The 20344-nt window shown below is 72.5% G+C and carries 20 protein-coding genes and 1 pseudogene; 16 read left to right on the forward strand and 5 right to left on the reverse strand.

The annotated features are described in order from the left end of the window. The first annotated feature begins 60 nt into the window (after positions 1 to 60). The 5 genes and pseudogenes from GPA02_RS02460 to GPA02_RS02480 all read left to right on the forward strand — a co-directional run bounded on the left by GPA02_RS02460 (position 61) and on the right by GPA02_RS02480 (position 5087). Positions 61 to 1221 (forward strand): branched-chain amino acid ABC transporter substrate-binding protein, encoded by a 1161-nt coding sequence (locus tag GPA02_RS02460; protein ID WP_193567828.1) that lies wholly within the window; start codon positions 61 to 63, stop codon positions 1219 to 1221. A 109-nt stretch (positions 1222 to 1330) separates the two neighbouring features. Then, positions 1331 to 2326: a branched-chain amino acid ABC transporter permease gene (locus GPA02_RS02465; RefSeq protein WP_156198267.1), complete on the forward strand. Its 996-nt coding sequence runs from the start codon at positions 1331 to 1333 to the stop codon at positions 2324 to 2326. Then, positions 2323 to 3465 (forward strand): annotated as a pseudogene (locus GPA02_RS02470) (branched-chain amino acid ABC transporter permease); the annotation flags it as partial. The gene GPA02_RS02465 and the pseudogene GPA02_RS02470, both read left to right, overlap by 4 nt. A 61-nt stretch (positions 3466 to 3526) precedes the next feature. Next, positions 3527 to 4366 (forward strand): ABC transporter ATP-binding protein, encoded by an 840-nt coding sequence (locus tag GPA02_RS02475; RefSeq protein ID WP_156198269.1) that lies wholly within the window; start codon positions 3527 to 3529, stop codon positions 4364 to 4366. Next, the gene (locus GPA02_RS02480) at positions 4359 to 5087 is read left to right on the forward strand and encodes an ABC transporter ATP-binding protein (RefSeq protein WP_204986477.1); all 729 of its coding nucleotides are present in this window, start codon (positions 4359 to 4361) and stop codon (positions 5085 to 5087) included. Before GPA02_RS02475 ends, GPA02_RS02480 begins: the two co-directional genes overlap by 8 nt. 57 nt (positions 5088 to 5144) lie before the next feature. Here GPA02_RS02480 and GPA02_RS02485 read toward each other — a convergent pair whose 3' ends face one another. Together GPA02_RS02485 and GPA02_RS02490 are read right to left on the reverse strand one after the other, a co-directional pair. Then, on the reverse strand, positions 5145 to 5936 hold the full coding sequence (locus tag GPA02_RS02485) for an ABC transporter permease (RefSeq protein ID WP_156198270.1): 792 nt from the start codon (positions 5934 to 5936) through the stop codon (positions 5145 to 5147). Then, the gene (locus tag GPA02_RS02490) at positions 5933 to 6820 is read right to left on the reverse strand and encodes an ABC transporter ATP-binding protein (RefSeq protein ID WP_156198271.1); all 888 of its coding nucleotides are present in this window, start codon (positions 6818 to 6820) and stop codon (positions 5933 to 5935) included. Before GPA02_RS02490 ends, GPA02_RS02485 begins: the two co-directional genes overlap by 4 nt. 86 nt (positions 6821 to 6906) lie before the next feature. Here GPA02_RS02490 and GPA02_RS02495 point away from each other — a divergent pair, with 86 nt between their 5' ends. From GPA02_RS02495 to GPA02_RS02515, 5 genes are all read left to right on the forward strand, one after another. Next, complete coding sequence (locus GPA02_RS02495) at positions 6907 to 7860, forward strand: TetR/AcrR family transcriptional regulator (protein ID WP_162457681.1); 954 nt, start codon at positions 6907 to 6909, stop codon at positions 7858 to 7860. Positions 7861 to 7918: 58 nt separating this feature from the next. Further along, the gene (locus GPA02_RS02500) at positions 7919 to 9376 is read left to right on the forward strand and encodes a PrsW family intramembrane metalloprotease (protein ID WP_156198273.1); all 1458 of its coding nucleotides are present in this window, start codon (positions 7919 to 7921) and stop codon (positions 9374 to 9376) included. Between the two features lie 199 nt (positions 9377 to 9575). Continuing rightward, on the forward strand, positions 9576 to 9872 hold the full coding sequence (groES, locus tag GPA02_RS02505) for a co-chaperone GroES (RefSeq protein WP_156198274.1): 297 nt from the start codon (positions 9576 to 9578) through the stop codon (positions 9870 to 9872). A 176-nt stretch (positions 9873 to 10048) separates the two neighbouring features. Further along, the gene (gene guaB, locus GPA02_RS02510) at positions 10049 to 11560 is read left to right on the forward strand and encodes an IMP dehydrogenase (RefSeq protein WP_156198275.1); all 1512 of its coding nucleotides are present in this window, start codon (positions 10049 to 10051) and stop codon (positions 11558 to 11560) included. Positions 11561 to 11686: 126 nt separating this feature from the next. Beyond that, complete coding sequence (locus GPA02_RS02515; RefSeq protein ID WP_156198276.1) at positions 11687 to 12811, forward strand: GuaB3 family IMP dehydrogenase-related protein; 1125 nt, start codon at positions 11687 to 11689, stop codon at positions 12809 to 12811. Positions 12812 to 12835: 24 nt separating this feature from the next. Here the strand turns inward: GPA02_RS02515 and GPA02_RS02520 are convergent, their stop codons facing one another. The 3 genes from GPA02_RS02520 to GPA02_RS02530 form a co-directional block, all read right to left on the reverse strand. Continuing rightward, positions 12836 to 13534, reverse strand: a complete 699-nt coding sequence (locus tag GPA02_RS02520; RefSeq protein WP_156198277.1) for a YqeB family protein — start codon at positions 13532 to 13534, stop codon at positions 12836 to 12838. Then, entirely contained in the window at positions 13518 to 14135 is a 618-nt protein-coding gene (locus GPA02_RS02525) for a TetR/AcrR family transcriptional regulator (protein ID WP_156198278.1), read from the reverse strand. Before GPA02_RS02525 ends, GPA02_RS02520 begins: the two co-directional genes overlap by 17 nt. A 177-nt stretch (positions 14136 to 14312) precedes the next feature. Then, complete coding sequence (locus GPA02_RS02530; RefSeq protein ID WP_156198279.1) at positions 14313 to 14924, reverse strand: cysteine hydrolase family protein; 612 nt, start codon at positions 14922 to 14924, stop codon at positions 14313 to 14315. Here GPA02_RS02530 and GPA02_RS02535 point away from each other — a divergent pair. The 6 genes from GPA02_RS02535 to GPA02_RS02560 all read left to right on the forward strand — a co-directional run bounded on the left by GPA02_RS02535 (position 14923) and on the right by GPA02_RS02560 (position 20298). Then, on the forward strand, positions 14923 to 15102 hold the full coding sequence (locus GPA02_RS02535; protein WP_156198280.1) for a hypothetical protein: 180 nt from the start codon (positions 14923 to 14925) through the stop codon (positions 15100 to 15102). The two genes, GPA02_RS02530 and GPA02_RS02535, sit on opposite strands and share 2 nt — an antisense overlap. Positions 15103 to 15196: 94 nt before the next feature. After that, positions 15197 to 16147 carry a nucleoside hydrolase gene (locus GPA02_RS02540; RefSeq protein ID WP_156198281.1) on the forward strand — a complete coding sequence of 317 codons (951 nt, stop codon included), beginning with the start codon at positions 15197 to 15199 and terminating at the stop codon, positions 16145 to 16147. Positions 16148 to 16212: 65 nt separating this feature from the next. Beyond that, a complete protein-coding gene (locus GPA02_RS02545; protein ID WP_156198282.1) occupies positions 16213 to 17532 on the forward strand; it encodes an ABC transporter substrate-binding protein in 1320 nt (439 codons plus the stop codon). Between the two features lie 20 nt (positions 17533 to 17552). Next, on the forward strand, positions 17553 to 18524 hold the full coding sequence (locus GPA02_RS02550; RefSeq protein ID WP_156198283.1) for a carbohydrate ABC transporter permease: 972 nt from the start codon (positions 17553 to 17555) through the stop codon (positions 18522 to 18524). Beyond that, positions 18521 to 19372 carry a carbohydrate ABC transporter permease gene (locus GPA02_RS02555; protein ID WP_156198284.1) on the forward strand — a complete coding sequence of 284 codons (852 nt, stop codon included), beginning with the start codon at positions 18521 to 18523 and terminating at the stop codon, positions 19370 to 19372. Before GPA02_RS02550 ends, GPA02_RS02555 begins: the two co-directional genes overlap by 4 nt. Next, entirely contained in the window at positions 19369 to 20298 is a 930-nt protein-coding gene (locus GPA02_RS02560; protein ID WP_193567829.1) for a ribokinase, read from the forward strand. The genes GPA02_RS02555 and GPA02_RS02560 overlap by 4 nt, the downstream gene beginning before the upstream one ends. Positions 20299 to 20344 lie beyond the last annotated feature (46 nt).

Below are 20344 nucleotides of genomic sequence, written 5' to 3' on the forward strand. Positions count from 1 at the left end.
GGCCACACCAAACCGCTCGGGAGCCTCGGGTCCCGACTCACCTCCCGTGGAGGACAACGAATGTCTCGATCCACCACCCTCTGGCGCACCGCGGCTCTGCTCGCGGCGTCGGGGATCGCACTCGCGGCCTGCGGCACCACCGGCGGCGGCGACGACCCCACCGGCAACGGTGACGGCGGGGGCGGCAACGACGCCGGCGGCGACTGCTCGGCGGTCTTCGCCTACGTCGGTCCCCTCACGGGCCCGGCCGCGAACCTCGGCATCAACATCGTCAACGGCTCCACCCTCGCGCTCGAGCAGTTCCTCGAGGCGAACCCCGACTGCGAGGTGACCCTGGAGCGGTTCGACACCCAGGGCGACCCGGCGCAGGCCACCTCGCTGGTGGGCGAGATCGTGGGCAACGACGACATCATCGGCGTCGTCGGCCCGACGTTCTCCGGCGAGACCGCGGCCACCGGCGAGGTGTTCGCGCAGGCCGGCCTGGTGACCGTGTCGCCGTCGGCGACCAACCCGGCGCTGACCACCAACGGCTGGGACACCTTCCACCGCATCATCGGCAACGACGACACCCAGGCGCCCGCGGTGGCGACCTACCTGGAGAACATCGGCGCCGAGGGCGTGTTCGTCATCGACGACGCGTCCGAGTACGGCGCGGGCCTGGGCGGCGGCGTCGTCGACGCGCTCGGCGACCTCGTCGTCGGCACCGAGACCATCCAGGTCGGCGACACCGACTTCGGCCCGGCCGTGACCGCCGTCAACGCCTCCGGTGCGGACGCCGTCTACTTCGCGGGCTACTACGCCGAGGCGGGCGCCCTGGTCAGCCAGCTCCGCTCGGGCGGCTACGACGGTCTGTTCATGTCGGGCGACGGCGCGCTGGACCCCGGCTTCGTCGAGGCCGCGGGCGCGGCCGCCGACGGCGCCGTGCTCACCTGCCCGTGCGCACCGGCGGACGAGGAGTTCACCGCCGCGTACCAGGAGTCGGCCGGCCAGGAGCCCGGCACGTACTCCACGGAGGGCTTCGACGCGCTGAACATCCTCCTGCAGGGTCTGCTCGAGGGGAACACCGACCGGGCCTCGATGCTGGAGTGGGTGAACGGCTACGACGCCGAGGGCATCACCAAGCACATCAAGTTCGACGAGTCCGGCGAGGTCGCCGAGGTCGTCGTGTACGCCTACCCGGTCGCGGACGGCGCGATCCAGCTCGGGGAGCCGATCGAGTAAGGCACCACGCGGGGCCGGGCCCAGCCCGGCCCCGCGTCGTGTCCCCGTCAGTCGGTCGGAGGACGGCGTGGTCCTCCGGTCGCCCCCTCACGTCTGAGGAGCTCCGCCGGTGGCATTCCAGTACGTCCTCGACCAGTTCGTGAGCCTCTTCGTCGGAGGCCTCGTGTTCGGCTCCGTCTACGCGCTCATCGCGCTGGGCTACACGATGGTCTACGGCGTCCTCCAGCTCATCAACTTCGCCCACTCCGAGGTGTTCATGTTCGGCACCTTCGCGACCGTGTGGGCGCTGTGGCTCGTCGGAGCCGACGCGACGACGGCGGGCGTCGCCCTCGTGGCCTCGCTCGCGGTCGCGATGCTCATCGCGATGATCACCTCCGGTGGCGTCGCGCTGCTGCTGGAGCGCGTCGCCTACCGGCCGCTGCTCAACCGCGGCGCGCCACGGCTGATCGCGCTGATCTCGGCGATCGGCGCGTCCTTCGTGCTGTCCGAGCTCATGGGTCTGCGCGGCGCGCTGGCCTCGGCGCTGGGCGTCGACGACGTCCTCGGCCGCTACGTGGCCCGCTCCCGGGAGAACCTCGGGCTCCCGACCGACCGCACCTTCACGGTGCAGTTCGAGGTGCTCGGCTACGGCGTCACGAACAAGGACATCATCATCGTGCTGGCCGCGCTGCTCATGATGATCGCGGCCGACCAGTTCATCCGCCGCACCCGGCTCGGCCGCGGCATCCGCGCGGTGGCGCAGGACCCGGAGTCGGCCTCGCTCATGGGTGTCAACAGCACCCGCGTCATCCAGCTGACGTTCCTCATCGGCGGCCTGCTCGCGGGCGCGGCCGCCACCCTCTACATGCTGCAGGTCGGCCTCACCCGCTACAACGCCGGCTTCCTCCTCGGCGTCAAGGCGTTCACGGCGGCCGTGCTCGGCGGCATCGGCAACCTGCGCGGCGCGCTGGTCGGCGGTCTCGTGCTCGGCGTCGCCGAGAGCCTCGGCTCCGGGCTGTTCGGCAGCGAGTGGCGCCACGTCGTCGCGTTCGTGCTGCTCGTGGTCATCCTGCTGTTCAGACCGACCGGCCTGCTGGGCGAGTCGCTCGGGAAGGCACGCGCATGAGCCAGACGACGTCCGCACCGCCGCGCCGCTCCCGGCGCGACCTGCTCGGCGGCCTGCGCCGGCGGCTGTCGGGGATGCCCCGGTGGGCGCAGTTCCTGCTCATGGTCGCGATCGCGCTGCTGTGCTACGTGCTGCCGCTGCTGGAGCCCCCGATCATCTCGACGCCGGGCACCGACTTCGGCGGCGTGCTGTTCACGGTCTCGGTCTACGTGCTCGTGGCCGTCGGCCTCAACATCGTGGTCGGCTACGCCGGTCTGCTCGACCTCGGCTACGTCGGCTTCTACGCGATCGGGGCCTACACGGTCGGCGTGCTCACCGCCCAGCACGCCACGTGGCCCTGGCTGCTGAGCCTGCCGGTCGCGCTCGTGGTCACGATGGTCTCGGGCGTGCTGCTCGGCTGGCCCACGCTGCGGGTGCGCGGCGACTACCTGGCGATCGTCACGCTCGGGTTCGGTGAGATCGTGCGGCTCACGCTGATCAACAGCGAGTGGCTCGGCGCCGCGCGCGGCATCCGGCCGATCCCGTCGCCGCCGAGCCTGCCGCTGTTCGAGGTGCCGCACCTCGACTGGAGCACCGGCGTGCCGCTCGTCGACTTCTCCGACACGACGACGTTCATCGAGTTCGGGGTCACCGACCCGATCCCGTTCTACTGGCTGGCGCTCACGCTCATCATCCTCGTGCTGCTGGCCGACAAGCGGATCAAGGACTCGCGCGTCGGCCGCGCCTGGGAGGCGACCCGGGAGGACGAGGACGCCGCCGAGCTCATGGGCGTGCCGACGTTCCGGTTCAAGCTGCTCGCGTTCGCGATCGGCGCGTTCGTCGGCGGCATCGCGGGCTCGCTGTTCGCCACCCGGCAGACGTTCATCAACCCCGAGTCGTTCACGCTGCTGATCTCGATCCTGTTCCTCTCGGCGGTCGTCGTCGGCGGCCAGGGCAACCGCTGGGGCGCCGTCATCGGCGCCGTCGTGGTCGCCTACCTGCCGGAGCGGTTCCGCGGGTTCGAGCAGTGGCGGGTGCTCGTGTTCGGGCTCGCGCTCATGCTGCTGGCGATCTACCGGCCGCAGGGTCTGCTGCCGCCGCGCCGCACCGTCCGCGCGCAGCGGATGGAGGCGGAGACCGAGGCGCTGGAGGTCGGCGAGGAGCCGGAGGACGCCGTCATCGCCGCGGGCGGTCCGACGCCCGACGACGCAGCACCGACCGATGAGGGGAGCAGCCGTGGCTGAGACCGTCCAGCAGCCCACGCCGGTGACCACGGGCGACACCCTGCTCTCGCTCGACGACGTCACGCTCAAGTTCGGCGGCGTGACCGCCCTCAACGGGGTCAGCTTCCACATCGACCGCGGCGAGATCCTCGGGCTGATCGGCCCGAACGGCGCGGGCAAGACGACCGCGTTCAACGTCGTCACCGGCATCTACCGCCCCACCTCCGGCGGCGTCACGTTCGACGGCGAGCAGATCACCGGGCTGAAGCGCTACCGGATCGCCAAGCGCGGCATCGCGCGGACCTTCCAGAACATCCGCCTGTTCCGCGCGATGACCGCGCTCGAGAACGTCATGGTCGGGGCCGACGCCCGGCACACGACCGGCCCGATCTCGGCGCTCCTCGGGCTGCCGCGGCACCGGCGCGAGGAGGCCGCGGGCCGCGAGCTCGCGCTCGAGCTGCTCGACTTCGTCGGGGTCGGCGGCCGCGCCGACGAGCTGGCGGGCAACCTCTCCTACGGCGACCAGCGCCGGCTGGAGATCGCGCGCGCGATGGCGACCCAGCCGAAGCTGCTCTGCCTGGACGAGCCCGCCGCGGGCTTCAACCCGTCGGAGAAGCAGGCGCTCATGGAGCTGATCCGCAAGATCCGCGACCGCGGGCTGACGGTGCTGCTCATCGAGCACGACATGCGGCTGGTGATGGGCGTCGTCGACCGGGTGGTCGTGCTCGAGTTCGGGACCAAGATCGCCGACGCCAGCCCGACCGAGGTGCAGAACGACCCGGCGGTGATCGCCGCCTACCTGGGCGTCGCGGAGGACGAGGTGGTGACCGATGAGTGACGTGCTGCTCGAGATCCGCGACCTGTCGGTCAACTACGGCCACATCGAGGCGATCCGCGACATCACCTTCGAGGTGCCCCAGGGCTCGATCGTCACGCTGATCGGCGCCAACGGCGCCGGCAAGTCCACGACGCTCAAGACGATCTCGGGGCTCCGCAAGGTGCGCGCCGGCTCGATCGTCTACGACGGCCAGGACCTGGCGAAGGTCTCGCCCGACAAGCGCGTGCAGATCGGCATCAGCCAGGCGCCCGAGGGCCGGGGCATCTTCCCCGGCATGACCGTGCGCGAGAACCTCGAGATGGGCGCCTACGTGCGCCGCGACCGCAGCGCGTCGGCGCTCGCGCCGGACTTCGAGCGGGTGCTGACGCTGTTCCCACGGCTCGACGAGCGCATCAAGCAGGTCGCCGGCACCCTCTCGGGCGGCGAGCAGCAGATGCTGGCGATCGGTCGGGCGCTGATGGCGCGACCGCGGCTGCTGCTGCTCGACGAGCCGTCGATGGGGCTGGCGCCGATGCTCATCAAGCAGATCTTCACGATCATCGAGGAGATCAACGAGCAGGGGACGACCGTGCTGCTCGTCGAGCAGAACGCGGCGCAGGCGCTCAAGCTGGCCCACTACGCCTATCTGCTCGAGACCGGTGAGATCGTGCGGTCGGGCACCGGGGCCGAGCTGGCGAACGACCCCTCGGTGCGGGCCGCCTACCTCGGCGGCGACATCTAGCCGGTCGCGACGGCCCGGGCCGGCGGCGCGCACCGGTCCCGGGCCGGGCCGTGCGGGTCAGCGGCGCAGCCGCCGCGGGAAGGTGAGGGCGACCAGGAGCCCCGCGACCAGCACGACGCCGACGCACCACACCAGCGCGAGCGGCCCCGCGGTGCCGATCTCGGTGCCGGTGAGCAGCCCGCGGATCGTCTCGATGACCGGCGTGATCGGCTGGTGCTCGGAGAACCCGCGCAGCCACGACGGCATCGTCTCCACCGGCACGAACGCGCTCGAGGCGTAGGGCAGGAACAGCAGCAGGAACCCGTAGCCGTTCGCGCTCTCGGGGCTGCCGGCGACCAGGCCGATGAAGGCGAACAGCGCGGTGATCGCCAGGATGTAGAGACCGACGACGCCCACCGCGCCGACCCACTCCAGCGGCGTGGCGTCCGGGCGGAAGCCGAGCGCCACCCCGACCCCGATGACGAGGCCGGTCGCCACGAGGTTGCGCAGCAGGCTCGCGACCACGTGCCCGACGAGCACGGTGGCGCCCGCGATCGGCATCGTGCGGAACCGGTTGATCGCACCGGTCGTCACGTCCCGGTTGACCGACACCGCCACGCCCGAGGCGCCGAAGCCCGCGCAGGTGAGGATGATGCCGGGCACCACGTAGCTGAGGTAGGCGCCGGTCGGGTCGATCGCGCCGCCGAAGACGTAGGTGAACACGAGCATGAGCAGCACCGGCAGCAGCACGGCCATGAGCAGCGCCTCGCCGTCGCGCAGGTTCTGGCGCAGGCTGCGCTCGACGAACACGCCGGCGGCACGCAGGGCGCCCGCGCCGCGGCGGGCCGGGGGAGCGGTGAGCGTGGTCATGCGGCGACCTCCTTCTCGGTCGAGGTGGTGCGGTGCTGGGTGAGGGCGGTGAAGGCGTCCTCGAGGGTGGGCCTGCGCAGCTGCACGTGCAGGGCCGCGGTGTCGGGCTCGAGCCGGTCGAGGGCCGCGGCGAGCCCGGCGACCGTGCCGTCGGTCGTCAGCGTGCGGACCTCGGTCCCGTCGGCCTCGGTCAGCACGACCTCCTCGCCGCCGACGACGGCGGTCAGCTCGGCGGCCGTGCCCTCGGCGACGATCCGACCGCCTGCGAGCACGCCGATCCGGTCGGCCAGCGCCTCGGCCTCCTCGAGGTACTGGGTGGTGAGCAGGACGGTGGTGCCGGCTGTCGCCAGCTCGCGGACGTCGGCCCACAGCCGCCGCCGGCTCGCGGGGTCGAGGCCGGTCGTCGGCTCGTCGAGGAACAGCACGGCCGGCCGCTGGACGAGGCTCATCGCGAGGTCGACCCGGCGTGCGGTGCCGCCGGAGAGGGTGCGCACCAGCGTGTGCGCGACCGCACCGAGGTCGAAGGCCTCGACCAGCTCGGCCGCCCGGGACCGTGCGCGGGCGGCGTCGAGACCCAGCAGGCGTGCGACCACGACGAGGTTCTCGGTGACGGTGAGCAGCTCGTCCACCGCGGCGAACTGGCCGGTGACGCTGATGAGCCGGCGCACCGTGCGGCGCTGCGACAGCGGGACGCCGCAGATCCGGGCGGTGCCTCCGTCGGGTCGCAGCAGCGTCGTGAGGACGTTGACGAACGTCGTCTTCCCGGCGCCGTTCGGACCCAGCAGCGCGTAGACGCCGCTCGGGACGGTGAGGGACACGCCGTCGAGCACGACGGCGGATGCGTAGCTCTTGCGGATCGAGTCCACCTCGATGGCGGGGGTCATGCCGGCTCCGTTCTGTGTACAGGACTATCTGTTTATGGCACACACTGAGTATGGCATACACAGCGTGCGCTGTATACAGTGATTGGGTGACCGAGGACGGGATGCCGCGGACCGTCGCCGTGGCCTGGGGTGTGGCCGAGTTCCCGCAGCGCGGCCCGAAGCGCGAGCTGAGCCACGAGGGCATCGTCGACGCGGCGATCGAGATCGCCGACGCCGAGGGCCTCGACGCCGTGACGATGCAGCGCGTCGCCGCCTCGTTCGGCTTCACGACGATGGCGCTGTACCGCTACATCGCCAGCAAGGACGAGCTGCACCGGCTGATGCTCGACGCGGCGCTGCGCACCGAGGACGTCGGGGGAGTGCCCGACGACGACTGGCGCGCGGGCCTGCTCGCCTGGGCCGGCCTGCTGGCGGGCTGCTACCGCCGCCACCCGTGGGTGCTCGAGCTGCCGGTCGACTCCGACCTGCTGATCATGCCCAACAACATGCGGGTCGTCGACGCGGGGCTGCGGGCGCTGCGCACGCTCCCGACGTCGCCGGAGGAGAAGCTGGGCGTCATCGTCGGCTGCACGGTGCTCGTGCGCGGCTTCGCGGGCGTGATGGACGAGATCACCGGCTACTCCAGCGCCACGGTCGCGGCGATCCGAGAGGTCGCCACCGCGGCGCGCTTCCCGCACCTGGCCCCGCTCGTCGCCTCCGGCGCCTACTTCGGCGCACCGCAGGAGGCGGCGCCCGACGACGACCTCGGCCCCGACCTGCGCTTCGCGCTCGAGACGTTCCTCGACGGCGTCGCGGCTCGTGCCGCGGCCGGCCCGCCGCCGGTGGCCGTGGACGCCGCGCCGGCCTCGCCGCGCGAGGCCTACGAGCGGGCCGAGGGCGCCTGGCGCGACGCCGTCGCGACCCGCAAGGCGACCGAGCAGCGGGTCAAGGAGCTCCACCGGCGCGAGGCGGAGGCGCAGCGTGCGCGCGACGCCGCCAAGGAGCTGATGAGGGCGGCCGAGAAGCTGGAGCGGCAGCGCGCCCGCGAGCAGGGCGGCTGAGCGCCACCGGGTAGTCGTCCCCCTGCCTGCCGCTCACCCGGGCCGCTACCGTGCTCCGGTGACGTCACCCGAGCCCGCGCCGCAGCCTGCGCGCTACGCTGCCCCGTCGGGGGCGCCCCAGCCCGGCCCTGCGCCCGCCCCGACGCCGGCCCAGCCCGGCTACGGCGCACCCCAGCCCGGGTACGCCGCGCAGCCCGGCTACGGAGCGCAGCCCGCGCAGCCCGGCTACGGAGCGCAGCCCGGGTACGCCGCGCAGCCCGGCTACGGAGCGCAGCCCGCGCAGCCCGGCTACGGAGCGCAGCCCGGGTACACCGCGCAGCCCGGCTACGGTGCCCAGCCCGCCTACGCCGCCCAGCCGCCGCACCCGGTCGCGCCGAGCCCGGCCATGGCGCCGCCGGGCGCGGTCCCGTGGGCGACCCAGCGCAAGCGGCCGATCGTCCTCGAGATCGTGCTCGTGGTCCTCGGCGGCCTGCTCGCCTCGGCGTTCGTCGTCCTGATGGCGCTGGTGACGAGCGGGACCACCGTCGGGGTCGCCGTCGTGCTCGCGCTCGTGCCGCTGGTCACGATCGGCGCGCTCATCATGTGGGTCGACCGGTGGGAGCCCGAGCCGCGGTTCCTGCTCGTCGGGGCGTTCCTGTGGGGCGGCGGTGTCGCCGTCGCGGTCGCGAGCCTGCTCAACTCCGTCGTCGGGCCGGCGCTCGCCGGTGCGCTCGGCACCGGTCTCGACCCGGGCACCGCCTCGGCCGTGCTCGGCGCCCCGATCGTCGAGGAGGCGATGAAGGGCCTCGGGATCCTGCTGATCTTCCTCGTGCGGCGGCGCGAGTTCAACGGACCGCTCGACGGCGCCGTCTACGGCGCGGTGGTGGCGCTCGGCTTCTCGGTCGTCGAGGACGTGCAGTACTTCGCGCTCAACGCCGAGGACATGGGCATGATCTTCGTGATGCGGGCGCTGCTCAGCCCGTTCGGCCACCTCGTCTACTCGGTGCCGATGGGCATCGCGCTCGGCATCGCCTCGCGTCGGCGGTCCAAGGCCGCCTGGCTCTGGCTGTTCCCGCTCGGCTACCTCGCGGCGGTCGCGCTGCACATGGGCTGGAACGGCAGCCTCAGCTTCGCGTCCTCGTTCACCGACCTCGTCGCGATCTTCGTGCTGCTCAACTGGCTCCCGCTCGCGCTGCTCGCGGGCATCGCGATCTGGCTGCGCCAGCGCGAGCAGCACGTCGTGGGGCGCCGGCTGCGCGACTACGTACCGAGCGGCTGGCTCAGCGAGGCCGAGGTGCAGGCGCTGTCGTCGATGCAGGCCTGCCGCGCCGCGCGCCGGTGGGCGGCGGGCGTGGGCGCCAAGCCCGCGATGCGCGCCTACCAGCGCACCGCCGCACGGCTCGCCTACGCGCGCCAGGACCTCTACACCGGTCACGTCGCACGGCGCGCGCGGCAGGACGAGGCGCACCTGCTCGAGGAGCTGGCCCGCGCACGCGCCGAGGTGATGGCGCGCGCCACCCCGCGGCACGGCTACTGAGCACGCTCCTCGCGAAACTCTTAGCACTCGCCTTGACCGAGTGCTAACGCGAGCCTAGATTGTGACCCGAGGCTCCTACCCAGGAGCGTTCGACCGTGCCTCGGCACGGGATGTCGACCCCCGCGACGGCGACGACCCGTGCTGCCCCGGTGCGGTCCCATTGTCCTGAACAGTTGCTACGCGAAAGGGGAGGTCCGCAGTGTCGGTCTCCATCAAGCCGCTCGAGGACCGGATCGTCGTCAAGGCGAGCGACGGCGAGCAGACCACGGCCTCTGGCCTCGTCATCCCGGACACCGCGAAGGAGAAGCCCCAGGAGGGCGAGGTCCTCGCCGTCGGGCCCGGTCGGGTCGACGACAACGGGAACCGGGTGCCGGTCGACGTCGCTGTCGGCGACGTGGTCATCTACAGCAAGTACGGCGGCACCGAGGTGAAGTACGCCGGTGAGGAGTACCTCATCCTCTCCGCGCGCGACGTCCTCGCCGTCGTCGAGAAGTGAGCTGACGCCCCGCGCGTCCGCTCCGCGCAGGCCCCGGTGACCCACGGTCGCCGGGGCCTTCGCACGTCCGGGGCAGCCCGGCGCCGACGCCGCGGCGGCCGCGGGTGAGGGACGTCACGGATCGGCTGCCGGACCGGGGGTCGAGACGCCGTCGAGCACCTGCCTAGACTGGCGGCGTGACGCAGCCGCCGACCGATCCCTTCGGTTTCATCGGACTCACCTACGACGACGTGCTCCTGCTGCCCGGGGAGACCGACGTCGTCCCCAGCGAGGCGGACACCTCGACCCGCCTGACGCGGGAGATCTCCATGCGGATCCCGCTGGTCTCGGCGGCCATGGACACCGTCACCGAGGGCAGGATGGCCATCGCGATGGCCCGCCAGGGCGGTGTCGGGATCCTCCACCGGAACCTGCCGATCGCCGACCAGGCCGCGCAGGTCGACCTGGTCAAGCGGTCGGAGTCCGGCATGGTGACCGACCCGCTGACGATCGGGCCGGACGCCACGCTCGCCGAGCTCGACGCGCTGTGCGCGAAGTTCCGCGTCTCCGGGCTGCCGGTGGTCGACGCCGACGACGTGCTGCTCGGCATCATCACCAACCGCGACCTGCGGTTCGTGCCGCCCGCGACGTTCCAGACGACGACCGTCCGTGAGGCGATGACGCCGATGCCGCTCGTCACCGGTCGGGTGGGGATCTCGCGCGAGGACGCCTCCGCGCTGCTGGCCAAGCACAAGGTCGAGAAGCTGCCGCTCGTCGACGAGGACGGCAGGCTGCGCGGCCTCATCACCGTCAAGGACTTCGTCAAGTCCGAGCAGTACCCGCTCGCGACCAAGGACGGCGAGGGCCGGCTGGTCGTCGGTGCCGCCGTCGGGTTCTTCGGCGACGCGTGGGAGCGTGCGACCGCGCTGGTCGAGGCCGGCGTCGACGTGCTCGTCGTCGACACCGCCAACGGGCACGCCCGGCTCATGCTCGACATGGTGCGCCGGCTCAAGAGCGACCCCGCCACCAGGGGCGTGCAGGTGATCGGCGGCAACATCGCCACCCGCGAGGGTGCGCAGGCGCTCGTCGACGCCGGCTGCGACGCCGTCAAGGTCGGCGTGGGCCCGGGCTCGATCTGCACCACCCGCGTGGTCGCGGGCGTCGGCGTGCCGCAGGTGACGGCGATCTACGAGGCGTCGCTCGCCGCGCGCCCGGCCGGTGTCCCGGTGATCGGCGACGGCGGCCTGCAGTACTCGGGCGACATCGCGAAGGCGATCGTGGCGGGCGCGGAGTCGGTCATGCTCGGCTCGCTGTTCGCCGGCACCGACGAGGCACCGGGCGACCTGATCTTCTCGGGCGGCAAGCAGTACAAGCTCTACCGCGGCATGGCCTCGCTCGGCGCGATGCAGTCGCGCGGCGACCGCCGCTCCTACTCCAAGGACCGCTACTTCCAGGGCGACGTCTCCGACGACGACGTCATCACCGAGGGCATCGAGGGTCGCGTCGCGTACAAGGGGTCGGCCGCGCAGGTCGCGCACCAGCTCGTCGGCGGGCTGCACCAGTCGATGTTCTACGTGGGCGCCCGCACGATCCCCGAGCTGCAGCAGCGCGGCCGGTTCGTGCGGATCACCGCCGCGGGCCTCAAGGAGTCGCACCCGCACGACGTGCAGATGGTCAGCGAGGCCCCGAACTACTCCTTCCGCGGCTGACGCTTCCAACCCACGTCCGCCCCCGGGCAGGGTTTCAACCCACTTCTGCCCCTGGCGTCCCCGGACACCGGCGGGTGCGTGCTCCACGGTGGAACCGGGTGGGGTGCGGGCCGGTAGCCTTGCCGGGTGACCTACGAGATCGAGATCGGCCGCGGCAAGCGGGGGCGCCGCGCGTACTCCTTCGACGACATCGCGGTCGTGCCGTCGCGCCGCACGCGTGACCCCGAGGACGTCTCGGTGACGTGGCAGATCGACGCCTACCACGTGGAGCTGCCGGTCCTCGCGGCACCGATGGACTCGGTCATGAGCCCGGCCACCGCCGTGCGGCTCGGCCAGCTCGGCGGCATCGGAGTGCTCGACCTCGAGGGCCTGTGGACCCGGTACTCCGACCCGGAGCCGCTGCTCGCTGAGATCGCCGAGCTCCCCGAGGACCGCGCGACCGCACGCATGCAGGAGATCTACTCGGCGCCGATCATCCCCGAGCTCATCACCGAGCGGCTCGGCGAGATCCGCAAGGCCGGCGTCACCGTCGCCGGCGCGCTCTCGCCGCAGCGCACGCAGGAGCACTGGCGCACCGTCGTCGGCGCGGGCGTCGACCTGTTCGTCATCCGCGGCACCACGGTCTCGGCCGAGCACGTCTCCTCCAACGCGGAGCCGCTCAACCTCAAGCGGTTCATCTACGAGCTCGACGTGCCGGTCATCGTCGGCGGCGCCTCGACCTACACCGCGGCTCTGCACCTCATGCGCACCGGTGCGGCCGGCGTGCTCGTCGGGTTCGGCGGCGGCGCGGCGCACACCACGCGCACGACGCTCGGCATCCACGCCCCGATGGCCTCCGCCGTCGCCGACGTGGCCGCGGCCCGCCGCGACTACCTCGACGAGTCCGGCGGCCGGTACGTCCACATCATCGCCGACGGCGGGGTCGGGCTCTCGGGCGACCTCGTCAAGGCCGTCGCGTGCGGCGCCGACGCCGTCATGCTGGGCGCCGCGCTCGCGCGCGCTCAGGAGGCGCCGGGCCGCGGCTGGCACTGGGGTCCGGAGGCGCACCACCCGCAGCTGCCGCGCGGCGAGCGGGTGCGCGTCGGCACCGTCGGCACGCTCCAGCAGATCCTGCTCGGCCCGGGCAGCCAGGCCGACGGCACGCTCAACCTCATCGGCGCGCTGCGCCGCGCGATGGCGACCACGGGCTACTCCGACCTCAAGGAGTTCCAGCGCGTCGAGGTCGTCGTCTCGCCGTACCGCCCCCGCTGACGATCGACCTGCTCGGCCGGAGGTTCAGCGGTCGACGGCGTCGAGCAGCACGTACTCCTGCTCGCCGTGCCGGTCGCGCACGAACGCACCGGCCTCACCGAGCTCCAGGCGCAGCGCACGAGCCCGGGCGTCGTCGCCCGCGGCCAGTGCCGCGGCTCGCTCGGTCAGCAGGTCCGTGACCGGCGCACCCGGGTCGTCGCGTCCCTCGACGAACACGCGGAACGCGCTCTCGCGAGGGTGGCCGGTGCCCGACCAGGGGTAGCCCGCGGACGTGAACGCGCGTCCAAGCCGTCGCACGCCGACGCCGGCGACGGCACCGACGGCGAGCGGGCGGCCGCGCGGGTCGGCGAGCACGAGCTCCTCGCCGTCGACGAACACCTGTGCCACCGCGCTGCGCGGCACCCAGCCCGAGCGCTTGTGGAGGCGGGTGCGGACGCCCTCCGGGTCGAGCGTGCACACGAGGGTCTCCTCCTTCCACCGACCGGCGAACCACAGGCCGACGAGGAGGCCCGCGGCGGCGAGCACGGCGACAGCGACACCGGTCGGCAGCGCGGCTGCGACCCGCACGGGGGCGGGCGCGCTGTCGAACGTGCCCTCGAACCACGCCAGCAGCGCGTCGGAGCCGATCCCGAGCCCGGCCCCGAGCGCGAAGCCCGCCGCGCACACCCCGGCGGTTACGGCGGGGTGCAGCCCGATCGTCGTCCCGTCACGTCGGTCGGTCATCGTCCTCCTCGGTCATGTCCGGCGAGCGGAGATAGGCGGCGACGGCGCGACGCAGCGCCGGCCGCAGGTCGTGCTCGGGGTCGGCGCCCAGGTAGAGGCCGTCGACCATCGCGAGGACCAGCCCGGCCGCGGTGGGCGGGTCGAGCGTCGGGTCGAACCGCCCTGTCCGGACGCCCCGCTCGATCGTCTCGGCGAGTGCCCCACGCGTGATCCTGTCCGTCTCGGCGACGACGCGGGCCAGCTCGGGGTCGACGCCGACGCGGCGGACCAGCTCCGCCGCGAGGACCGGTGCGCCGGGTACGAGCACGTCCGCGGCCAGCCCGTCCACGAGGTGCAGGGCGGCGTTCACAGGGTCGTCCAGACGTCGTGCCTCCTCCGCCAGCCCGCGTGCGCGGGGGAGGTCGTCGGCGAACACCTCGCGAAACAGGGTCGCCTTGTCGCCGAAGTGGTAGAAGACCGTGCCCGACGCCACGCCGGCCCGACGGGCCACGTCGGCGGCCCGGGTGGCGTCGTACCCGCGCACGGCGAACTCCAGCGCCGCCGCCTCGAGGATCGCGGCGCGGCGGTCGGCCCGGCGTGCGAGATCGGAGGGTGGCGTCACGTCCCGAGACTAGGGCTGACTGATCGGTCAGTCAAACTTGACCCGCCGCCCCCGTCGACGGCGACGTCACGGGGCGGGGTGTGGTGGGACGCGGGCGCGCCGCGGCCTCCCGTGCGCCCGGGTGGTCGCGGACGCCGGGCGGCGCGGTGTGCCCGCTGCCGCCCGGGGGCGTTCGCGTCAGAGCGCGGCGAGCACGTCCTGGGACGTCACCGGTGTCGAGAACATCGGGTAGTCGAACCGCAGCGCGTTGTCGTGCTCCTCCTGCGAGGTGGCGGCGGTGCAGTCGGTCAGCGTGATGACGCGGAACCCGTTCTCGTAGCCGGTGCGCATCGTCGACTCGACGCAGCAGTTCGTCAGGAACCCGCCGAGGACGATCGTGTCGATCCCCTTGCTGCGCAGGATGAAGTCGAGGTTCGTGCTCGCGAACGTGTCCAGCCCGCGCTTGCCCTCGATGACGATGTCGCCCTCGCTCGGCGCCAGGTCGTCGACGATCTCCGCGCCCCAGGTGCCCTTGACGAAGGCGTTGCCGTCGACCACGCCCTTGAGGATCCCGTAGGGGTGGCGGGTGAGCTCGCCGTAGCCGGGGGCGAACGTGATCGGCGCATGCATGATCGTCACCCCGGCCGCCCGTGCCTTCTCGACGAGCTCGACGGTGTTGTCGAGCATGCGGGTCGACTCCATCACCGGCGCGACGGCGTCGTGCAGCACCCCGCCGGGGGAGGTGAACTCGTTCTGGTACTCGATGAGCACGAGCGCGGTGCGGGCGGGGTCGATGGTCAGCTCTGACATGGGTCCTCCTGTGGTCGGCGTCGCGCGGCGCGACAGCTGCATGATGCCGCCGGAGGTGCCCCGCCGTCCGGCGATCGGCGTCCGCGAACGGCGCGGCTGCGCCGTCGGGGCGCCCGAGGGCGACGTCGCTGTCCGGTGGGCCCCCGACGCGGTCCTCGCGGTGGCCGCCAACGCGTGACGAGGCCAGCATCTCGGAGGGCGGACACTGCGTTTGACGCGCGTTCAACACGTGTCACACTGCCGGTCAACACGGGTTGAACAATGGAGTGAACATGCGCGTGATCCTCGACACCGACATGGGTATGGGTGTCCCCGGGACCGAGATCGACGACGGCTTCGCGCTCGCGCTGCTGCTGTCGGAGAGCGACACGATGACGACCGAGCTCGTCACGTCGGTCAACGGCAACATCGACGTGGAGAGCGGGACGTACCTGAGCCTGGAGCTGCTGCAGCGGCTGGGCCGGCCCGAGATCCCGGTCGTGCGCGGTGCGGCAGCGCCGCTCGTGGAGCCGGAGAAGGTCCGGGGCGCCCCGGAGGCCGTGCGCCGCGAGTTCGGGCACCACACGCCCGCGCCGGGCTACGCCGCCGCCGAGATCGCGCGCCGCGTCGTCGAGTCGCCGGGCGAGATCACGATCATCGCGATCGGCCCCCTGACCAACGTCGCCGCCGCCATCGCGCTCGACGAGCGGGTGGCGAGCAGCGTCAAGGAGATCGTCGTCATGGGCGGCGTCTTCCTCGGCCGGCCGCCGTCGCTGGCGATGCCGGGCGAGTTCAACTGGTGGGTCGACCCGCACGCCGCACGCGCCGTCGTCCGCAGCGGCGCGCCGCTGCGCCTCGTCGGGCTCGACGTCACGCTGCAGGTCCGCCTCACCCGCGAGCACGCGGCCGCGATGGCCGCCGGCACCGGCGCATTCGGCCCGTTCGCGGGCGAGTGCACGATCGCCTGGCTCGACAAGCTCGGGCGCGAGAACCCGGGCGACCCCGAGGCCGGCGAGGCCTGCGCGATGCACGACTCGCTCGCCGTCGCCGCGCTGTCGCGCCCCGACCTGCTGACCTGGGCGCCCGCCCACGTCGACGTCGTCACCGACGAGGTCGGTCGCGGTGTCGCGATCACGGACCTGCTCACCCGCAGCGACGCGCCCGCGCCGAACGCCCAGATCGCCGTCGACGTCGACGTCGAGGGCTTCACGTCCTACTTCCTCGAGCGCATCACCGCGCTCTGAGACCGATCGGGGCCGCAGGAGGCCCAGCGGCACCGCCGCCGCACGCACCACATCGAGAGGAAATCATGAACAGACGACACGTCCTCGCCGCAGCATCGGGCATCGCCGCACTCGCCCTCGTCGGCGCGTGCTCCTCCGGGGGCTCGGGCGACAGCGGCGACTCCGGCGACGCCGACTGGTCGATCCCGGACACCGACCCGACCGCGACGATCCAGGTCCTCGGCCACCAGGACGCCGACGGCATCCAGGAGGTCATCGACGCCTTCAACGAGGACCACCCGACGATCACCGTCGAGTACGAGTCGGTGCCCTTCGACCAGCTCAACTCGGTCCTCGACGCGCGCATCGGCAACCAGGACGGCAACCCGGACGTGTTCTGGGCCGACCAGCCCCGCATCCCGGCGCTCGCCGCGCGCGGCTACATGACCGACATCACCGACCAGTTCGCCGCCGACACCGGCGTGTGGGACCCGGCGCCGCTGGCGTCCGGCCAGTACGACGGGCGCATGTGGGCGGTCCCGATCGCGAACTCCACCCAGCTGCTCTACTACAACGTCGAGCTCGTCGAGGCCGCGGGCGACCCGCTGCCGTCGGCTGCCATCGAGGACCGCATGACCTGGGAGGAGGTCACCGAGCGGGCGGCCAACGCCGTCGAGGCCGGTGCCACCAACGGGCTGCTGTTCGGCCAGGTGAACCGCTACTACCAGCTGCAGCCGCTGCCGATGTCGCTCGGCGGCTCCGCGGGCGGCACGGGCGACGACCTGCTGACGCCGGACGTCACCAGCGAGCCCTGGGTGCAGGCGATGGAGTGGTACGGCGAGCTCTTCGCCGAGGGCCTCTCACCGCTGGGCGTGACGCCGGAGCAGTCCGACGCCGAGTTCCTCACCGGCAACACCGCCTACATGGTGCAGGGGCCGTGGCTGCTGCCGAAGCTCACCGACGCCGAGTTCGAGTGGGGCGTCGCGCCGCACCCGTACTTCGAGGGCGGTGAGGTCGTGACGCCGACCGGCTCCTGGTCGCTCGCGATGAGCGCGTTCTCCGACGAGCGGGAGGCCGCCGCGATCTTCATGCGCTGGATGTCGGTCGAGCACGGCGGCGGCTACGCGGCCAACTACGCCTCGCCCGAGCTGCCCGCCAGCCCCGAGGGCAAGGAGCAGTACTTCCAGCGCGACGTGTTCGACTCCGACGCAGGCCGGCTCGCCGCCGAGATCATCGACTTCGAGACCTCCAACACCGCCGTCCCGCGTCTGCAGACGGTCGGCTTCGTGGAGTTCGAGGAGATCATCGGCCGCGCCTTCTCCGACGTCGCCAACGGTGCCGACCCGGCAGCCGCGCTCGAGTCCGCGTCGTCGGAGCTCGAGACGGCCTGGGCCCAGTACCGCTGACGCCTGACGCCACCGCACTGATGAGTCGTTCGTCGTCCGCCGTCAGCGCGGCTCCCTCCGGGGCGCAGCGGCGCCTGGGTGCCTCACCGGCACCCAGGCGCCAGCTCCGCCGCCGCAAGGAGCTGTTCTGGGCCGTCGTGTTCCTCGCGCCGGCTCTCGTCGCCATCGGGTCGCTCCGGATCGCCCCGACCATCAGTGCGGTGGTGTCCAGCCTGTACTCCGGGTTCCCGGGCGGCGTCCGCCCGCCGGTGTTCAGCGGGTTCGACAACTACCTGGACCTCTGGGGGAACGAGGCCTTCCGCGAGACGGTGCTGCGCACCGTCGTGTTCAACGTGATCATCAACCCGCTGCAGGTCGCCATCGCGCTGCTCGTGGCGGTGCTGATGACGCGCAGGATCGCCGCGCCCGGGCTGTGGCGCACGCTGGTGTTCATCCCGGCTGTCGTCCCGATCGTCGGTTCGAGCATCGTGTGGTCGATCGCGCTGCGGCCCGACGGGCCGGTCAACGCGATCATCACCGCGCTCGGCGGGCGGCCCCAGCCGTTCCTCACCTCGCCCGACCAGGCGCTCGCCTCGATCATGCTGATCGCCTCGTGGATCGGCATCGGCTACTGGATGATCTTCCTGATCTCCGGGCTGCGCGCGATCCCGAGCGAGTACTACGAGGCCGCGAAGCTCGACCGCGCCGGTCCGATCCGCACGTTCTTCCAGATCACGATCCCGCTGCTGAAGCGGCCGCTGCTGTTCGTGCTGGTCGCGGACACCGTCGCCAACTTCGTGCTGTTCGTGCCGATCCAGATGCTCACCAACGGCGGCCCCCAGAACAGCACCACGATGCAGATGTTCAACGCCTACCGCACGACCTACACGTACTCGAGCAAGAACCTCGGGGCGGCGGAGGTCGTCATCCTCACGATCATCATGCTCGTCTTCGTCGCGCTGCAGTTCCGGCTGCTCCGCGACGACGACCGGGCGGCGAAGGGGACGTCATGACGGCGGTGCGTCGGCGCACGCGCTCGGAGCGTCGCTCGATCCTGCTGACCGCGCTCGCGGTCGTGGTCGCGGCCCTGTTCATCCTCCCGGCGCTGTGGCTGCTGTCGGGTTCGCTGCGGCCCAGCAACGAGATCTTCGGGACGCTGTCGCCGGTCACGTGGCGCACCCTGGTGCCCAGCGAGGTCAGCCTCGGCAACTACCTGGCGCTGCTCTCGGGGCCGTTCGGGCGGTCGATCCTCATCTCGTTCGCGGTCTGCTTCCTCACCGTGGCGATCGGGCTGGTGGTCTCGGCGCTGGCCGCCTACGCGCTGTCGGTGCTGCGGTTCCGCGGCCGCGGCGCGGTGTTCGCGTTCGTCGTCATCAGCTTCATGGTGCCGTTCGAGGCGATCGCGATCCCGCTGTCGCAGCTGTTCAGCGGGTGGGGGCTCACCAACACCCTCCTCGGGCTGGTGCTGCCGGGCATCGGCAACGGGCTGGCGATCTTCAACCTGCGCCAGCACTTCCTGTCGATCCCCACCTCCTACCGGGAGGCGGCCACGGTCGACGGCGCGGCCGAGCCGCGCGTGCTGTGGTCGGTCTACCTGCCGCTCGGTGGTGCGGCGCTGGCCAACTCGGCGCTGCTGATCTTCCTCGGCCAGTGGTCGGCCTACCTGTGGCCGCTGCTCGTCGTGTCCGACTCCAGCCTCCAGGTCGCCCCGGTGGCCCTCGCGCGTACCTTCGGGGAGTACACCTTCGACTTCGGCCAGAACTTCGCCGGTGCGATCGTGCTGTCGGTCGTGCCCGCCCTGATGATGTTCGTCCTGCAGCGCTTCTTCGGAGGCCTCGAGATCGCGAGTGGAGAGAAGTGAGCGGGTCGAGCAGCGCGCCCATCGTCGTCGTCGGGTCCGCCAACCAGGACTACCTGGTGCGGGTGCCGGCCGTGCCCACGGCGGGCGAGACGACGCTGGCGCACACGATGCGCCGCAGCCCCGGCGGCAAGGGCGCGAACCAGGCGGTGGCCGCCGCGCGCCTGGGTGCCGAGGTGCGGTTCGTCGGGTGCGTCGGCGACGACGACGACGGCGCGCTGCTGCTGCGCGAGCTACGGGCCGAGGGGGTCACCACCACCGACGTCGAGATCATCGGGCGCGAGCCCACCGGCATCGCGCTGGTGCTCGTCGACGACTCCGGCGAGAACTCGATCGTCGTCGTCCCGGGTGCGAACTTCGCGCTCTCCGAGTCGCGCGTGCGGCGCGTCCTCGGCCGGCAGCCGGAGGGCGCCGTCGTCGTCACGCAGGGGGAGGTGCGCTCGGAGATCGTCGCCGCCACAGCCCAGGGCGCCCACGACGCGGGCGTGCGTCTCGTGCTCAACCTGGCGCCGTACGTCCCGCTGCCCGACGAGGTGCTCGCACCGTGCGACCCGCTGGTCGTCAACGAGTCGGAGGCGGCGGCGCTGACCGGCCGCGAGGTCTCGGCGACGAGCGAGGCCCTGGAGACGGCGCGCGACCTGCTCGGCAGGTGCCGCTCGGTGGTCATCACGCTGGGTGCCCGCGGTGCGGTCTGGGCCGACGAGACCGGGTCGGGCCACGTCGCCGCGCCCGCCGTCGCGGACATCGTCGACACCACCGGCGCCGGCGACGCCTTCACGGGCGCGCTCGCGGTCCGGCTCGCCGCGGGCGCCACGCTGCCCGAGGCCGTGGAGCTGGGCGTGCGCGCGGGCTCGTTCGCGGTGACCGGGTCCGGTGCGCAGACCTCCTACCCCCGTGACACCGATCTCGAGGCCGCGCACCGGCGATGAGCCGCCGACGATGAGCACGGCCCGCGTGGGCCGGTCTTGCTACGGT

Origin of the sequence: Actinotalea caeni, from assembly GCF_009733795.1 — a bacterium.
Classification (GTDB): Bacteria; Actinomycetota; Actinomycetes; order Actinomycetales; family Beutenbergiaceae; genus Pseudactinotalea; species Pseudactinotalea caeni.

What these genes read in the sequence shown, in the direction of transcription:
- GPA02_RS02460 (WP_193567828.1), top strand. Translation starts at nt 61, where the DNA reads ATGTCTCGATCCACCACCCTCTGGCGCACCGCGGCTCTGCTCGCGGCG.
- GPA02_RS02475 (WP_156198269.1), top strand. Translation starts at nt 3,527, where the DNA reads ATGAGGGGAGCAGCCGTGGCTGAGACCGTCCAGCAGCCCACGCCGGTG.
- GPA02_RS02480 (WP_204986477.1), top strand. Translation starts at nt 4,359, where the DNA reads ATGAGTGACGTGCTGCTCGAGATCCGCGACCTGTCGGTCAACTACGGC.
- GPA02_RS02485 (WP_156198270.1), bottom strand. Translation starts at nt 5,936, where the DNA reads ATGACCACGCTCACCGCTCCCCCGGCCCGCCGCGGCGCGGGCGCCCTG.
- GPA02_RS02490 (WP_156198271.1), bottom strand. Translation starts at nt 6,820, where the DNA reads ATGACCCCCGCCATCGAGGTGGACTCGATCCGCAAGAGCTACGCATCC.
- GPA02_RS02520 (WP_156198277.1), bottom strand. Translation starts at nt 13,534, where the DNA reads ATGACCGACCGACGTGACGGGACGACGATCGGGCTGCACCCCGCCGTA.
- GPA02_RS02535 (WP_156198280.1), top strand. Translation starts at nt 14,923, where the DNA reads ATGGGTCCTCCTGTGGTCGGCGTCGCGCGGCGCGACAGCTGCATGATG.
- GPA02_RS02530 (WP_156198279.1), bottom strand. Translation starts at nt 14,924, where the DNA reads ATGTCAGAGCTGACCATCGACCCCGCCCGCACCGCGCTCGTGCTCATC.
- GPA02_RS02540 (WP_156198281.1), top strand. Translation starts at nt 15,197, where the DNA reads ATGCGCGTGATCCTCGACACCGACATGGGTATGGGTGTCCCCGGGACC.
- GPA02_RS02545 (WP_156198282.1), top strand. Translation starts at nt 16,213, where the DNA reads ATGAACAGACGACACGTCCTCGCCGCAGCATCGGGCATCGCCGCACTC.
- GPA02_RS02550 (WP_156198283.1), top strand. Translation starts at nt 17,553, where the DNA reads ATGAGTCGTTCGTCGTCCGCCGTCAGCGCGGCTCCCTCCGGGGCGCAG.
- GPA02_RS02555 (WP_156198284.1), top strand. Translation starts at nt 18,521, where the DNA reads ATGACGGCGGTGCGTCGGCGCACGCGCTCGGAGCGTCGCTCGATCCTG.